The organism is Actinomadura sp. NPDC048394, from assembly GCF_040651755.1.
GTDB classification, from domain to species: Bacteria; Actinomycetota; Actinomycetes; order Streptosporangiales; family Streptosporangiaceae; genus Spirillospora; species Spirillospora montaniterrae.
Map to the genome: position 1 here is coordinate 1 of NZ_JBEZJL010000087.1, position 13,760 is coordinate 13,760.

The 13,760-nt window shown below is 74.7% G+C and carries 13 protein-coding genes; 6 read left to right on the top strand and 7 right to left on the bottom strand.

Going from position 1 to position 13,760, the window contains the following annotated elements:
- Positions 1 to 70 precede the first annotated feature (70 nt).
- Genes AB0C78_RS42180 through AB0C78_RS42195 form a run of 4 tightly spaced genes read right to left on the bottom strand, consistent with a single transcriptional unit; the run spans position 71 to position 3,553 of the window.
- Positions 71 to 1,288 (bottom strand): ABC transporter permease, encoded by a 1,218-nt coding sequence (locus AB0C78_RS42180; RefSeq protein WP_360759451.1) that lies wholly within the window; start codon positions 1,286 to 1,288, stop codon positions 71 to 73.
- A complete protein-coding gene (locus AB0C78_RS42185; RefSeq protein WP_360759454.1) occupies positions 1,285 to 1,974 on the bottom strand; it encodes an ABC transporter ATP-binding protein in 690 nt (229 codons plus the stop codon). The genes AB0C78_RS42180 and AB0C78_RS42185 overlap by 4 nt, the downstream gene beginning before the upstream one ends.
- The gene (locus AB0C78_RS42190) at positions 1,971 to 3,014 is read right to left on the bottom strand and encodes a peptidoglycan-binding protein (protein ID WP_360759457.1); all 1,044 of its coding nucleotides are present in this window, start codon (positions 3,012 to 3,014) and stop codon (positions 1,971 to 1,973) included. The genes AB0C78_RS42185 and AB0C78_RS42190 overlap by 4 nt, the downstream gene beginning before the upstream one ends.
- Positions 3,011 to 3,553: a hypothetical protein gene (locus AB0C78_RS42195; RefSeq protein WP_360759460.1), complete on the bottom strand. Its 543-nt coding sequence runs from the start codon at positions 3,551 to 3,553 to the stop codon at positions 3,011 to 3,013. The genes AB0C78_RS42190 and AB0C78_RS42195 overlap by 4 nt, the downstream gene beginning before the upstream one ends.
- Before the next feature lie 161 nt (positions 3,554 to 3,714).
- On the opposite strand from AB0C78_RS42195, the gene AB0C78_RS42200 reads away from it, so the two are divergent.
- The 5 genes from AB0C78_RS42200 (at position 3,715) to AB0C78_RS42220 (ending at position 8,980) form a co-directional block, all read left to right on the top strand.
- Positions 3,715 to 4,371 carry a response regulator transcription factor gene (locus AB0C78_RS42200; RefSeq protein WP_151544884.1) on the top strand — a complete coding sequence of 219 codons (657 nt, stop codon included), beginning with the start codon at positions 3,715 to 3,717 and terminating at the stop codon, positions 4,369 to 4,371.
- On the top strand, positions 4,368 to 5,672 hold the full coding sequence (locus AB0C78_RS42205; RefSeq protein WP_360759464.1) for a HAMP domain-containing sensor histidine kinase: 1,305 nt from the start codon (positions 4,368 to 4,370) through the stop codon (positions 5,670 to 5,672). Before AB0C78_RS42200 ends, AB0C78_RS42205 begins: the two co-directional genes overlap by 4 nt.
- 35 nt (positions 5,673 to 5,707) lie before the next feature.
- On the top strand, positions 5,708 to 6,778 hold the full coding sequence (locus AB0C78_RS42210) for a histidine kinase (RefSeq protein WP_360759466.1): 1,071 nt from the start codon (positions 5,708 to 5,710) through the stop codon (positions 6,776 to 6,778).
- A 4-nt stretch (positions 6,779 to 6,782) separates the two neighbouring features.
- Entirely contained in the window at positions 6,783 to 7,466 is a 684-nt protein-coding gene (locus tag AB0C78_RS42215) for a response regulator transcription factor (protein ID WP_360759469.1), read from the top strand.
- A 77-nt stretch (positions 7,467 to 7,543) separates the two neighbouring features.
- The gene (locus AB0C78_RS42220; protein ID WP_360759472.1) at positions 7,544 to 8,980 is read left to right on the top strand and encodes a nitrilase-related carbon-nitrogen hydrolase; all 1,437 of its coding nucleotides are present in this window, start codon (positions 7,544 to 7,546) and stop codon (positions 8,978 to 8,980) included.
- 1,001 nt (positions 8,981 to 9,981) lie between these two features.
- Here the strand turns inward: AB0C78_RS42220 and AB0C78_RS42225 are convergent.
- Entirely contained in the window at positions 9,982 to 10,425 is a 444-nt protein-coding gene (locus AB0C78_RS42225; protein WP_360759475.1) for a protein-tyrosine phosphatase family protein, read from the bottom strand.
- Positions 10,426 to 10,525: 100 nt separating this feature from the next.
- Here AB0C78_RS42225 and AB0C78_RS42230 point away from each other — a divergent pair, with 100 nt between their 5' ends.
- Positions 10,526 to 11,035, top strand: a complete 510-nt coding sequence (locus AB0C78_RS42230; RefSeq protein ID WP_360759478.1) for a DUF664 domain-containing protein — start codon at positions 10,526 to 10,528, stop codon at positions 11,033 to 11,035.
- Positions 11,036 to 11,156: 121 nt separating this feature from the next.
- On the opposite strand, the gene AB0C78_RS42235 is transcribed toward AB0C78_RS42230, so the two are convergent.
- Entirely contained in the window at positions 11,157 to 12,344 is a 1,188-nt protein-coding gene (locus tag AB0C78_RS42235) for an Ig-like domain-containing protein (protein WP_360759481.1), read from the bottom strand.
- A gap of 173 nt (positions 12,345 to 12,517) precedes the next feature.
- Positions 12,518 to 13,690: an Ig-like domain-containing protein gene (locus tag AB0C78_RS42240; protein WP_360759484.1), complete on the bottom strand. Its 1,173-nt coding sequence runs from the start codon at positions 13,688 to 13,690 to the stop codon at positions 12,518 to 12,520.
- Between the last annotated feature and the right edge of the window lie 70 nt (positions 13,691 to 13,760).

Sequence of the window (13,760 nt, forward strand, 5' to 3'; positions counted from 1 at the left end):
GGGAGCGCCAGCGGAGCGTGAAACGCCCTGTCCGTCGTCACGGGGGGTTCCAGGGGGTCGTCCCCCTGGGCTATACCGCGCCGAGGGCTTCGGTCGGGGGGAGGCGGGCGGCGCGGATCGCCGGGTAGAGGCCGGCGATGGCGCCGATGAGGAGCGTGGCGAGCACGCCTCCCGCCATCGCCCAGAGCGGGACGACCGTCGGCCAGCCCTGCGCCACCGCGAACACGGCGGTGACCGCGACGCCCAGCGCGACGCCGCCGACCCCGCCGAGCCCCGCGAGCAGCTGCGACTCGGTGAGGAACTGCAGCCGGATCTGGCCGCGGGTCGCGCCGAGCGAGCGGCGCAGCCCGATCTCGGCGCGGCGCTCCAGCACGGAGATCACCATCGTGTTGGCGACGCCGACGCCGCCGACCAGGAGCGCGACGCCGCCGAGGCCGAGCAGCAGCGCGGTGAACGTCGCGTCGGCGGCGTTCTGCGCGGCGAGCGCGTCGGAGGGGCGGCTGACCTCGACCTCGGTCGGCGACTGCGGGTTGGCGGTCGCCGCGAGGAGGCTCTGCGCCTTCTCCACCGCGTCCTTGCGGGCGCGGGCGTAGACGGTGGTGGGGTGGCCGTCGAAGCCGAGGTGCGTCGCGGCGGCGTCCCAGCCGACGAGGGCGGCGCTGTCCAGCTCCGGGGCGAGCTGGTTCGGGTTCAGGATCCCGACGACGGTGAACCACTGCGCGCCGAGCCAGACCTGGACGCCGGGCGTGGACACGCCGAGCGCCTGCGCCGCGTCCGAGCCGATGACGACCGCGGGGTAGCGGGCCGTGCCGGCGTTCAGCCAGGTCCCCGCGGCCATGGTGAGGCCGATGGTGCGGGGCAGGTCCAGCCGGGCGGCGAGCACCGAGATGCCGCCGGTCTGGCCCTGCGGGATGTGGTCGTTGCGGTAGACGTCGGTGTCCTCCAGCTTGCCGGTGGCGGACGCCGACTCGACGTCGGGCATCCGCCCCACCATGCCGGTGGACTCCTCGGGCAGCTCGCTGTTGCCGCCGAACAGGTCCTTGCCGGGCGCCACCGTCAGCAGGTTCGTGCCGAGCCGGTCCAGGGTGGCCTGGAGCTGCGCGCGGCTGGACGTGGAGATGCCGACCACCGCGATCATGGCGGCGATGCCGATCGCGATCCCGAGGGCCGACAGGAACACGCGCAGCGGCCGGGCGCGGAGCCCGGCGGCGCCGACGCGCAGCACGTCGGGCGGGGAGAGGCGGGCCGGGGCGTCGCCGCCCCTGCGGTGCGGTGCGACGGGGGTCATCGGGCGGCCTCCAGTCCGGCGTCGTCGTGGACGATCCGCCCGTCGCGCATCCGCACCTGCCGGGGCAGCGACGCGGCGATGTCGCGGTCGTGGGTGATGACGACGACGGCGGTGCCGCCGCCCGCGAGCTCGCGCAGCAGGCCGAGGACGCCGGCGCCGGACGCCGAGTCCAGCGCGCCGGTCGGCTCGTCGGCGAGCAGGATCGCCGGTTCGCCGACGACGGCGCGGGCGATCGCGACCCGCTGCCGCTCGCCGCCGGACAGCTGGTGCGGCCGGTGGTCGAGGCGGTGCCCGAGGCCGACGCGTTCCAGCGCGAGCCGGGCCCGCCGGCGCCGCTGCGCGAGCGGCACGCCCCCGTACAGCAGGCCGTCGGCGACGTTGTCGAGCGCGGCGACCCCGGCCGCGAGGTGGAAGTGCTGGAAGACGAACCCGATGCGGCCCGCCCGCAGCGCCGACAGGCGGCGGTCGGTCATCGCGGACGCGTCCCGCCCCTCGACGAGCACGGTCCCGCTGCTCGGCCGGTCGAGCGTGCCGAGCAGGTGCAGCATCGTGGACTTCCCGGAGCCGGACGGTCCCGCGATCGCGACGAGCTCGCCCGCCCCCACGGTGACCGACACCCGGTCCAGCGCGGTGACGCCGCCGGGGTAGGTCTTGGTGACCTCGCGCAGTTCGACCACCGGCGTCACGAGGGGACCCCCACCTTCATGCCCTCGGCCAGCCCGGATCCGGAGACCTCGACCTTCCCGCCGGCGAACACGCCGGTCTCGACGGGGACCGTCCGGACCGCGCCGTTCTGGACGACCTGCACCGCGTAGCCGCCGTCGCCCTGCGCGAGGAGCGCGGCGACGGGCACGGCGAGGACGCCGGGGTGCCGGCCGGCGATCAGGTTCACGCTGACGGGCGCCTTGTCGTAGCCGCCGAGCGACTGCCGCCCGGTGACGGCGATGGTGAGGTGGATGGTGGCCGGGTCGTCGCCGTGCCCCTGCTCGGCGACCTTCCCGACGGAGGTGATGGTGCCCTGCGCGGTCCGGTCGTCGGGCAGGACGATCTCGACCTTGGCGCCCGTCTTGGCGAGCCGCTGGTACTGGACGTCGAGGTCGACGCCGACGACGCGGGTCGTGCCGGTGTAGGTGAGGACGGGCCCGCCGAGCTTGTCGCCGACCTGCGCCTTGTGGTCGGCGACGCGGATCCGGCCGGACGCGATCACCACGGACCCCGGGGCGACCTTCCCGGTCTCGTCGACGCCGAGGTCGTCCTGCCAGCGCTTGACGGCGTCCGCGGTGGCGGAGCTGTAGGTCTTGTCGACGGTGAACCCGGTGTAGCCGAGCGCGGCGAGGTTCTGCTCGAACTGCAGGACGTCGGCGCCCTTCGTCCCGTCGGAGAGGGTCCGGTAGAGGGGCAGCTTCCCGTACAGCAGCGGCACGGGCTCGTTGTCGACCTTGTACACCGTCCGCCCGCGCGTGACCACGGCCCCTTCCCCGGCGAGCCAGGTCAGCGTGCCGCGCCCCTGGGCGGACACGGTGCGGGACGAGCCGTAGCCGAGGGTCCCGTCCACCTTCTGGGTCTCCACGAGCGTGGTGCGCTCGACCGCCGCCGTCGCGGGCGGCAGCGCGCCGTGCCGGGCGGACGGGCCGTCGCCGCCGCCCAGCCCGGCGGCGGCCAGCCCGGCGCCGCCGACCACCACGACGCCCGCCGCGCCGAGCGCGGCCGTGCGCCTGCGGCTCATTTCCCGCCCCCGCTGGAGAACCGCGCGCCCTTGCCGCCGCCCGGCTGGTACTTCTTGCACGCGTCGTCGGCGGCCTTGAAGGTCTGGCTCTGCGGGTCGATCCCGGTGCCCGGGCCGGCCTTCAGCTGCATGCCGCCGTCGGGGTTCGGGTCCGGGAACTCGGTGATGCCGTGGTCGCGCATGCACTTGGAGTAGGCGCGCATCTTGGCCAGGTCCGCCGCCGAGGGCTTCTGCGGCTTCCCGCCGTTCGGCATGAGGTGCGCGCACTTCTTCTGCGCCGCCTCGATCTTGGGATCGCCGCGCATCGGCCCGTCCCCGGACGAGGGCCGCGCGCTCGACCTGATCTCGACCCGGCCGTCCTTCGGGTCCTGCATGTCGACGCCGTTGTCGCGCATGCACTGCGCGAACTTGCGCATCTTCGCCTCGTCGCCCGCCTTCGTGGACGCGCCGGTCCCGCCGCCGTTCCCGCCGCCGCAGCCCTGGAGCCCCAGGGCGAGGGCGGGCAGCAGGGCCAGCATCGCGAGCTTGTTCCGTCTCATCGGTCGGTCTCCTCCGGGCCGCCGGGCGGACGCCGGCGGCGACCGCAAGTCCAGCGGCCGGCGGGTAACCCCGCCGTAACCGGAACTCGTTATGCCGGCGTTACGCCCGATGGCGGAGGCTGGGCGCCGGACAGGTCACGGGCTAGGCGGAGGACGGCACGGTGCGCGTATTGGTCGCCGAGGACGAGCGGATGCTCGCCGACTCGATCGCCGAGGGCCTGCGGGCGGAGGCGCTGGCGGTGGACGTGGTGTACGACGGGGACGCGGCGCTGGAGCGGCTCGGCGTCAACGACTACGACGTCCTGGTCCTGGACCGGGACCTGCCGGTGGTGCACGGCGACGACGTGTGCCGCGCGGTGGTGGACTCGGGGGCGCTGGTGCGGGTGCTGATGCTGACGGCCGCCGCGGCGGTCCCGGCGCGCGTCGACGGCCTGCGGATCGGCGCCGACGACTACCTGACGAAGCCGTTCGCGTTCGAGGAGCTCGTCGCGCGGATCCTGGCGCTCGGCCGGCGGGCCCGCCCGGCGGCGCCGCCCGCGCTGGAACGCGCGGGCATCCGGCTGGACCCGTCCCGCCAGGAGGTCGTGCGGGACGGCCGGTACGTGCGGCTGGCGCGCAAGGAGTTCGGCCTGCTCGCCGAGCTGATGCGCGCCGACGGGACGATCGTGTCGGCGGAGCGGCTGCTGGAGAAGGTGTGGGACGAGCACACCGACCCGTTCACCAACACGGTGCGGGTGACGCTGATGAAGCTGCGCCGCAAGCTCGGCGAGCCGCAGGTCATCGAGACCGTGCCGGGAGCGGGGTACCGGATCCCGTGAAGCGTCTCGCCGAACGCGTCCGCCCCACGATCCGGATGCGCCTCACCCTGCTCTACACCGGCCTGTTCCTCGGCGCCGGGATCGTCCTGCTCGGGCTGACGTACCTGCTCGTGCAGAACAACCTGGCGCAGCGGAGCGCCCCGGCGGAGATCAGCGGTACGGGGCCGAGCGGCGCCACCGACCGGGTGTTCACCGAGGGGCCCGCCGGCGCCGCCGGCCCCGACGCGGGCAAGCCGATGACGCCGAACCAGCTCCAGGGGGTGCTGGTGAGGGCGAAGCGCGACTACAAGGACGACACGCTGAACGCGCTGCTGACGCAGGGCGGGATCGCGCTCGGCCTGGTCGGCGCGGCCGGGCTCGGGTTCGGCTGGCTGCTGGCGGACCGGGCGCTGCGGCCCGTCCACCAGATCACCGAGACGGCGGGGCGGGTGGCGCGCAGCCACGACCTGACCGAGCGGATCGGCTACGAGGGCCCCCGCGACGACGTCAAGGAGCTGGCGGACGCGTTCGACACGATGCTCGGCCGCCTCGCCCGCGCGTTCGACGGGCAGCGCCGGTTCGTCGCGAACGCCTCGCACGAGCTGCGCACCCCGCTCGCCATCAACCGGACGCTGGTGGACGTGGCGGTCCGCCGCCCGGACGCCACCGACGACGTCAAGCGGCTCGGCGAGTCGCTCCTGGTCGTCAACACCCGGCACGAACGGCTGATCGACGGGCTGCTCACGCTCGCCGGGACGGAGAACACCGTGGCCGGCACGGACCCGCTGGACCTCGCGGACGTCGCCGGGCACGTGCTGCAGCAGGCGGCGGCCGAGGCCCGCGGGCGCGGCGTCACCGCGGACCGGCGCCTCGGCCCCGCGCCCACGTCCGGCGATCCGGTGCTGGTGGAGCGGCTCGTGCAGAACCTCGTGGAGAACGCGATCCGCCACAACCGGGACGGCGGCGGGCTGTGGGTGTCGACGCGCGGCCGGGACGGCTGGGCGGAGGTGCAGGTCGCCAACACCGGGCCCGCGGTGCCGGGCTACGAGATCGAGACGATCTTCGAGCCGTTCCGCCGGCTGGGCAACGACCGGGTGCGCTCGGACCGCGGGTCGGGGCTCGGGCTGTCGATCGTCCGCGCGATCGCGGGCGCGCACGGCGGGACCGTGACGGCCGAGCCGCGTCCCGGCGGGGGCCTTGTCGTCACCGCGCGGCTGCCGTCGCGCGTCCCGGCGCCGTTGTCCGCGCCCCCCGGCGGCCGGCCGGTCCACGGGGGCGGTCCCGCCCGCGGGGACGAGGCGGTGTCTCACTCGCGGGAGTGAGGCGCGCGGCGGTCCCGGTCCCCGACACTGGCGGCATGCCCGACGCGCGGACCGCCGACCGGGCGGTGGCCGCCGCCGTCACCGCCGCGACCGTGGCGCCGGCGCTGTGGGCGGCGCGGCCGTGGTGGGTGGTGGCGCTGGCGCTGCTGGCGTCCGTCCCGGTGCTGTGGCGGCGCCGTGCCCCGCTGCGCGTCGGCCTGGTCGTGGGCCTCGCGATGACCGCGCTGGTCGTGTGGCAGAAGCCGCTGCTGCTGCCGTGGGGGCCGCTGGTGGCGGTCTACACGATCGCGGCGCTGAGCCGGCCGCTGCTGCGGCTGCTGTCGGTGCCGCTGCTGGCCGCCACCGTGTACGTCTCGATCGTGCTGCCCGGCGAGGACTCCGACGTGTACCCGCTGCTCGGCACCGCCTTCACCGCCGCGTTCGCGCTCGGCATGGCCGAGCAGGCGCGCCGCGCGCAGGCGGCCGAGCACGCCGAGCGGACGCTCCGGCTGGAGCAGGAGCGGGCGGCGGCCGCCGCCGGGGAGCGGGCCCGCATCGCCCGCGACATGCACGACGTCCTCACCCATTCCGTGGGGCTGATGGTGGTGCAGGCCGAGGCGGCGCCGCTCGCCGGCCCGGACCGGGCGGACGAGGCGTTCGGGCGGATCGCCGACACCGGACGCGGCGCGCTCACCCAGCTGCGCGCCATCCTCGACGCGCTGCGCGACGACACCGCGCCCGACGATACGGCGCCCGGCGGCGCGCAGCCGGGCCTCGCGACGCTGCCCGACCTCGTGCGCGGCTGCGGGCTGCCGGCCGCGCTGACCGTGGACGGCGAGCCGCGCCCGGTCGCGCCGGACGCCGCCGTCGCCGCGTACCGGATCGTGCAGGAGGCGCTCACCAACGTCCGCAAGCACGCCGGACCGGTGGCCGCGGTGACCGTGGCGGTGCGCTGGCGGGACGTGCTGGAGATCGAGGTCGCCGACGACGGGCGGGGCGGTGCGCCCGCCGCGTCCGGGCACGGGCTCACCGGGATGCGCGAGCGCGCGGCGGCCTGCGGCGGGACGGTGCGCGCCGGGCCCGGCCCGCGCGGGTTCACGGTCCTGGCGCGGCTTCCGGTTGAATGAGCCCGTGACCGACGACCCGGCCCTGCGCGTCCTCGTCGCCGACGACCAGGACCTCTTCCGCGCCGCGTTCACGATGATCCTGGACGCGCAGCCGGACATGGCGGTCGTCGGGGAGGCGGCGGACGGGGCCGCCGCGGTCCGCGCCGCCGCGGAGCTGCGGCCCGACGTCGTCGTGATGGACGTGCGGATGCCGGTGATGAACGGGATCGAGGCGACGGAGCGGATCTGCGCGACGCTGCCCGCCAAGGTGCTCGTGCTGACGATGTTCGACTCCGACGAGCACGTCTACGACGCGCTGCGGGCGGGCGCGGGCGGGTTCCTGCTGAAGGACATCCGGCGCGACGAGCTGGCGGACGCCGTCCGGGTCGTCGCCGCCGGGGACGCGCTGCTCGCGCCCGCGGTGACGCGGCGGCTGGTCGAGGACCTGGTGCGGCGGCCCGGGCACGGCGTCGTCCCGCGGCTCGCGGCGCGGCTCGCCGGGCTGACCGACCGGGAGGCCGCGACGCTGCGGCAGGTGGCGCGGGGCCGGTCCAACGCGGAGATCGCCGAGGCGATGGTCGTCAGCGAGCACACCGTCAAGACGCACGTCAGCCACGTGCTCGGCAAGCTCGGGCTGCGGGACCGGGTGCAGGCGGTCGTGTTCGCCTACGAGTCCGGGCTGGTCGTCCCGGGCGACCCCGCGGACTGATCCCCGGCGGGAGTGAGGCGCGGTTTCGCTCGTCCCGGCGACGCGGTGGAGGGCCCGCGCGGCCGAGGCTCGGACCCATGACCGTCATCGTCTCGACGCTGCTGTCGTCCGTCCTGCTGCTGCTCGGCACCGGCCTGCATCCCGTGGCCTGGCTCACCTGGCTCGGCCCGCTGCCCGTCCTGTGGCTCGCGCCCAGAGCCGGCGGGCGGGCCGCGTTCGCCGCCGCGTCCCTCGCCTGGCTCGCCGGGCAGAGCCGGATGTGGCCCTACTACCTCGGCACCCTGGAGATGCCGCCGCCCGCGGCGGCCGGGATCATTATCGGCACCGCGCTGGTGTTCGGCCTGCTCGCGCTCGCCTTCCGGCGGCTGCTGCTGCGCGGATTCCCGATGGTCGCGGCGCTGACCGTCCCGGCGGGCTGGGCGGCGCTGGAGTACGCGCTGTCGGTCGCGGCGCCGCACGGCGCTTGGCTGAGCCTGGCCTACACGCAGGCGGACGTCCCGCCGGTCGTGCAGACCGCGTCGCTGACCGGCCCGTGGGGCATCACCTTCCTCGTCATGGGCGTCCCCGCCGCGCTGGCGGCGGCGGCCGCGCCCCGCGCCGCGCGGCGGTGGCGGGTGCTGCTCGCCGGCGCGCTCGTCCTCGCCCTTCCGCTGGCGTACGGCGGCTGGCGGCTCCGGCAGCCCCACGATGCGTCGCGGTCGACCGTCGCGCTGCTCGACACCGACCGTCCGGACGACACGGTCGACGTCGCGACGCCGCAGGGCCGTGACCTGCTGCGCCGCTACGTCGCCGCGATCCGCGCGACGGCGCCCGCCGGCACGCTCGTCCTGCCGGAGAAGACGTTCGCCGCGAACGGGACGACGCTTGCCGCCCTCACCGGGCCGCTGGCGCGGCTGGCCGCCGAACGCCACGAGGACATCGTCGCCGGGCTCGTCCTGACCACCGGCGGGAAGGCGCGCAACGCCGCGCTCGGGATCCGCGCGGACGGCGGCGCGCCCGTCCTCTACTTCAAGCACCACATGATCCCCGGGCTCGAGGACGACCTGACCCCGGGCACCGAGCTCGCGTTCCTCTCCCCCGGCCGCGGCCTCGCCATCTGCAAGGACCTGGACTTCCCGGGCCTCGTCCGCGCCTACCGGGCCCGCGGCGCGACGGTGCTGTACGCGCCCGCCTGGGACTTCACCGGCGACGGCCGGCTGCACGGGCGGATGGCGCTCGTCCGCGGCGTCGAGAGCGGGCTGACGGTCGCGCGGGCGGCCCGCGCGGGGACGCTCGTCGTCAGCGACCCCTACGGCCGGGTGCTCGCCGAACGCGCCACCGGCGGACCCGGGTTCGCGTCCGTCACCGCGGCGCTCCCCGCGCACGGCGTCCGGACCGTCTACTCCCGGTTCGGTGACTGGTTCGCCTGGCTCTGCGTGCTGCTGCTCGTCGCCGGGTCGTCCGGAACGAGCCTCATATATCGCAGGTGCGCGGCGGACGCGGCGACCGCGACCGCCGACCCGATCACGGCGTAACCCGCCAGCACGCCGAGGGCCTGCGCCGTCGCGTGGCCGGAGAAGTAGACGGTGTTGCGCACGGCGGTGGTCCCCGCGCCCGTCGGCAGCCAGTCCCCGATGGCCCGCCAGAACGTCGGCAGCAGGGTCATCGGGTAGGCGCCGCCCGCGCTCGGGTTGCCGAGCACGACGAACACCAGGATCGCCAGCCCGATGCCGATCATTCCGAGCAGGATCTGGAACGCGACGGTCGTCGCGGCGGCGGCCATGACGACCAGCGCGCCGATGCCCCACAGCGCCCAGAAATGCCCGTTCAGGGCGCCGAGGACCGGCCCGGCGATGATCGCGCCGCCGAGCCCGGACACGATCGCGTACAGCGCGAGCGAGCCCAGCCGGATGACGGTGCGGCGCAGGTTCGCCGGGCGCGCGCCACCGGCCACGCCGAGGATCGCCGCCGCCAGGTAGCCGCCCACGATCCAGCCGATGACCAGGTAGAACGACGACAGGCCGCGGCCGTCCCCGGCGGCCGGGGGCCGGATGTCGACGGTCCGGACCTGCCGGTGCCGGGACTGCTCGATCCCGGCCGCGATCTGCTGGGTGGTGCTGGAGACGGCGGGGCCGCTCGCGGACGCCACCAGCAGCGTGTCGGCGCCGCCGGCGTTGACGATGATCGCCGCGTCGACCGTCCGATCGAGGATCAGCTGCCGGGCCCGCTGCTCGCTCGGCGCGGTGCGCGCCTTGAGCGGCGCGTCCTTCAGCGCGTTCAGCTGCGCGGCGACCTGCCCCGCCGCCTGCCCGGGCGCGACGACCGCGACCGGGATGCGGTGCGGGGTCGGCGAGTGGAACGCGCCGATGTAGGACAGAATGAACGCCAGCTGCAGGATCAGCACGCCCGCGACCAGGGTGAAGGAGCGCAGCGTCACCGCGTCGCGCAGTTCCCCGGCGAAGCCGCGGTCGGGCGCGGCTCCACCTCGGCCGGTCGCGGGTGTGCTCATGCCGGAGGGGTACCCGCTGAGCGGGCGCTACTCCCCGGGGAAGCGCGCCACCCAGCGCCGCTGCCAGGGCGTTTCGACCGCTTTGCGGTGATAGTTCTGGCGCGTCCAGGCGACGGCGCGGTCCGCCGGCACCCCGGACAGCACGGCCAGGCAGGCGATCACCGTGCCGGTGCGGCCGACTCCGCCGCCGCAGGCGACCTCGACCCGCTCCCCGGCGGCGGCCCGCGCGTGCAGGTCCCGGATCAGCGCGACGGCGCCCTCCCGGTCGCGGGGCAGCAGGAAGTCCGGCCAGTCGATCCAGGCGTGCGGCCAGGCCAGCGCGGCGTCGTGCCGGGTACGGAGCCGGCCCGAGCCGAGGTACAGGCCGTACTCGGGCGCGGCGCCGCCCGGCGCGGGGCGCCGCAGCCCCCGGCCCCTGACGAGCAGGCCGCCCGGCAGTTCGGTCGCGTCTTCGAGGCGTGTGCTCACCATCGTCCCATCCTGGCGCGTCGACACCGCACCGCGCCCGGCCCTCCGCTTTGAGCGGACGATCTCCGCTTCAAGCGGACGCGCGCGGGGTAGCGTCGGGGAAATGACCAGTGCGGAACTGCTCACCGACGCCTTCGACCGGATCCAGGAGGTCGTCCGGGACGCCGTCGACGGCCTCACCCCGGACCAGCTCGCCCTCCGCCCCGACGCCGAGGCCAACTCCATCGCCTGGCTCGTCTGGCACCTCACCCGCGTCCAGGACGACCACGTCGCCGACGCCGCCGGATCCGAGCAGGTGTGGACCTCCGGCGGCTGGGCGGACCGGTTCGCGCTGCCGCTCGCGACGGCCGAGACCGGCTACGGCCACGACCCCGCGCAGGTCGCGGCCGTCCGCGTCGGCTCCGCGGACCTGCTCACCGGCTACCACGACGCGGTGCACGACCGGACCGTCGAGTACGTCGGCACGCTCACCGACAAGGACCTCGAACGGGTCGTCGACACGGCCTGGGACCCGCCCGTGACGCTCGCGGTGCGGCTGATCAGCGTGATCTCCGACGACCTCCAGCACGCCGGGCAGGCCGCCTACGTCCGCGGCCTGATCGAGCGCGCCTGAGACGCGCGGGCGGCGCCGCCACGAATCCGCCGGCGCCGCCACGATGCGCGGGCGGCACCGAAACGCGCGGGCGGCGCCCCCCTGCCGGGGAGCGCCGCCACGGCGCGTCGTCCGCGGGCCGTCAGCCGGTGGCGACGGTGCGGTCCAGGGCGCTGCCCTTCACCCACTTCTTCCAGGACATCTGGTAGAAGCCCCAGCCGTTGTCCGGCTCCAGCTTGCGGTCGGTGCCGGTGATGATCACCGGGTCGCCGCGGTAGGAGAAGTGGTAGAACCAGCGGGCGGCGGCGGGCGGGGAGTTCACGCAGCCGTGGCTGACGTTCTGGTGGCCCTGCGCCCACACCGTCGAGGCCATCGAGTGGATGTACTCGCCGCTGTTGGAGATCCGCACCGCGAACGGGATGACCTCCTTGTAGCCGCCCGGCTCGTCCGGCTTCACGCCCATCCACTCCGACGTCATGATCGCCGGATTCTCCTTGCCCATGGTCAGGTGGATGCCGCTGGTGGTGGCGTAGGTGTCGACCCCGTTGACCACGCGGCCGCCGCGCCCCGCGCTGATCGGCCAGCTCTTCACCTTCTTGCCGTTCTTGGTGACGGTCAGATGGTGGGTCTTGGTGCTCGCCTTGATGATGTGCGCGTCGCCGATGCTGAACCTGCGGCTGAAGTCGCTCGTCCCGTAGGTCTTCTTGCCCGACTTCACGCCGGCCAGCTTCGCGGTGAAGGTGACCTTCTGGTTCGGCTCCCAGTAGTGGCCGTTCTCCGTGCGGAAGATCACCTGCGTGTCGCCGACCCAGCGCCAGGCGCCGGTGGCGGGCTTGGTGGACTTGACCTCCAGCGCGCGCTCGACGGCCTTCTTGTCGCCGACCGCGCGGTTGAAGGTGACGATGATCGGCATCCCGACGCCGACCTTCTCGCCCTTGGTCGGCGAGACGTCGGAGATGTCCAGCTCGTTGGCCGCCTTCAGCGTCGTGAAGGTGGAGTTGACGGTCGCCGACTTGCCCTTCGGGCTGACGGCGACCGCGGACACCTGGTACTTCGCGCCGGGCACCAGCGTGCGCGACTTCCAGCTCTTCTTGTCGGCCGCCATCGCGCCGTCCACCGGCTTGCCCTTGCGGGTGACGGTGACCTGCTGCAGCGTGCCGCCCGCCGCGGTGACGGTGACGCCGTCCTCGGGCGCGGCCTTCCCGTTGCCGTTGCCCGGGTTGATCGTCACCTGCGGCACGGCGGAGTCGCCCTTCTCCCCGACCGCGACGCCGTGCTCCTTCTCGCCGCCCGAGCAGGCGGTCGTGAGGAGCAGTACGGCCCCCGCCATCCCCGCACCGGCCCGGACACCCGCGGACACCCTCCGCTGCACCTCAAACCTCCAGAACCCCGCCGTCTATCCCAGTGACATTAGCGACAAAATCCGGCGATCACGCCATGACCCGGGGTTTTGGCGGCAGTCCGAGATCAAAGCGTTGCAAGCGGACACGGTCCGTAGCGCGGTCAGCCAAGGGCGCTGCCCTCCTTCCACTTCGCGAACGGCAGCTGCCAGAAGCTCCAGCCGTTGTTCCACTCGACCTCACGGTCGGTGCCCGTGAGGTTCAGCACATCGCCGCGCTGGGCGATGCCGTAGAACCATTGGGCGTCGGACGGGCTGACGTTCAGGCAGCCGTGGCTGACGTTCGCCGACCCCTGCGACCCCACCGACCAGGGCGCCGAGTGGACGTACTCGCCGCTGTCGGAGAAGCGCACCGCGAAGTCGACGACCTGCTGGTAGTAGCCGGGGTCGCCGGGCTGCCGGCCGGGCGAGGTCATCGTGACCGGGTTGCCCTTGTCCATCAGCAGGTGGACGCCGCTGGTGGTGGTGAACTCCCGCGTCTCGCCGTTGCCGGCGCTGAACGGGATCGTCCGCAGCTTCCGGCCGTCCCGCGTCACCGTCATGTGGTGGCCGCCGATGTCGCCGGTGGTGACCTGCGCGGCGCCGATGGTGATCGTCTCGGCGGCGTCGGCGGCCCCGTAGACGCCGCCTCCGGCGTTCACGCCCGCGAGGTCCGCGCGGAACCGGACGGTCTGGTGCGGCTGCCAGTACGTCTTCGTCCGGTAGACGACCTGGTCGGACCCGATCCAGCGCCAGGCGCCCTCGACCGGCTTGTCGGCGCTGACGTGCAGGGCCTTCTCCACCGCGGCCTTGTCGGCGACCGGGCGGTTGAAGTGCAGGATGATCGGCATGCCGACGCCGACCTTCTCCCCGGGCAGGTTCGGCGTGACGTCGCTGATCGACAACGTCTGGGCGGGCGTCAGCACGGTGAACACGCTGGTCACGGTGCGGAGCTTGCCTCCGCTCTTCGCCTGCGCGCTGACGGTGTAGGACGCGCCGGGCGTCATCGTCCGGGTGGAGTGCCAGGTCTTGCGGTTCCCGGCGAGCTCGCCGGTGACGGCCGAGCCCTTGTTCCCCTGCACGGTGACCTTCGCCAGCTTCCCGCCGGACGCCGTCACCTTGATCACCGCGTCCGGCGCGACCCGCTGCGTCCCGCTCGCCGGCGTGATCGTCACCGTGGTGTCGGACTCGCCCGCCGACAGCACCCCCGTGCCGCCGATGCCGCATCCGGCCGCGAGCAGCGCGACCGCGCCCGCTCCCCCGAACGCCGCCACTGCCGGCCGCCCCTTGATCGCCACGAATCTCCCCCAGTCCCAAGACTCACCCGTCTTCGGTGAATGCCTATGCAAAGGGAGATGGCCCGACGGC

Excerpts from the sequence above, each read along its gene's own strand:
- AB0C78_RS42220 (WP_360759472.1), top strand. The coding sequence starts at position 7,544 with ATGACCGTCATCGTCTCGACGCTGCTGTCGTCCGTCCTGCTGCTGCTC.
- AB0C78_RS42190 (WP_360759457.1), bottom strand. The coding sequence starts at position 3,014 with ATGAGCCGCAGGCGCACGGCCGCGCTCGGCGCGGCGGGCGTCGTGGTG.
- AB0C78_RS42195 (WP_360759460.1), bottom strand. The coding sequence starts at position 3,553 with ATGAGACGGAACAAGCTCGCGATGCTGGCCCTGCTGCCCGCCCTCGCC.
- AB0C78_RS42235 (WP_360759481.1), bottom strand. The coding sequence starts at position 12,344 with ATGGCGGGGGCCGTACTGCTCCTCACGACCGCCTGCTCGGGCGGCGAG.
- AB0C78_RS42210 (WP_360759466.1), top strand. The coding sequence starts at position 5,708 with ATGCCCGACGCGCGGACCGCCGACCGGGCGGTGGCCGCCGCCGTCACC.
- AB0C78_RS42225 (WP_360759475.1), bottom strand. The coding sequence starts at position 10,425 with ATGGTGAGCACACGCCTCGAAGACGCGACCGAACTGCCGGGCGGCCTG.
- AB0C78_RS42180 (WP_360759451.1), bottom strand. The coding sequence starts at position 1,288 with ATGACCCCCGTCGCACCGCACCGCAGGGGCGGCGACGCCCCGGCCCGC.
- AB0C78_RS42230 (WP_360759478.1), top strand. The coding sequence starts at position 10,526 with ATGACCAGTGCGGAACTGCTCACCGACGCCTTCGACCGGATCCAGGAG.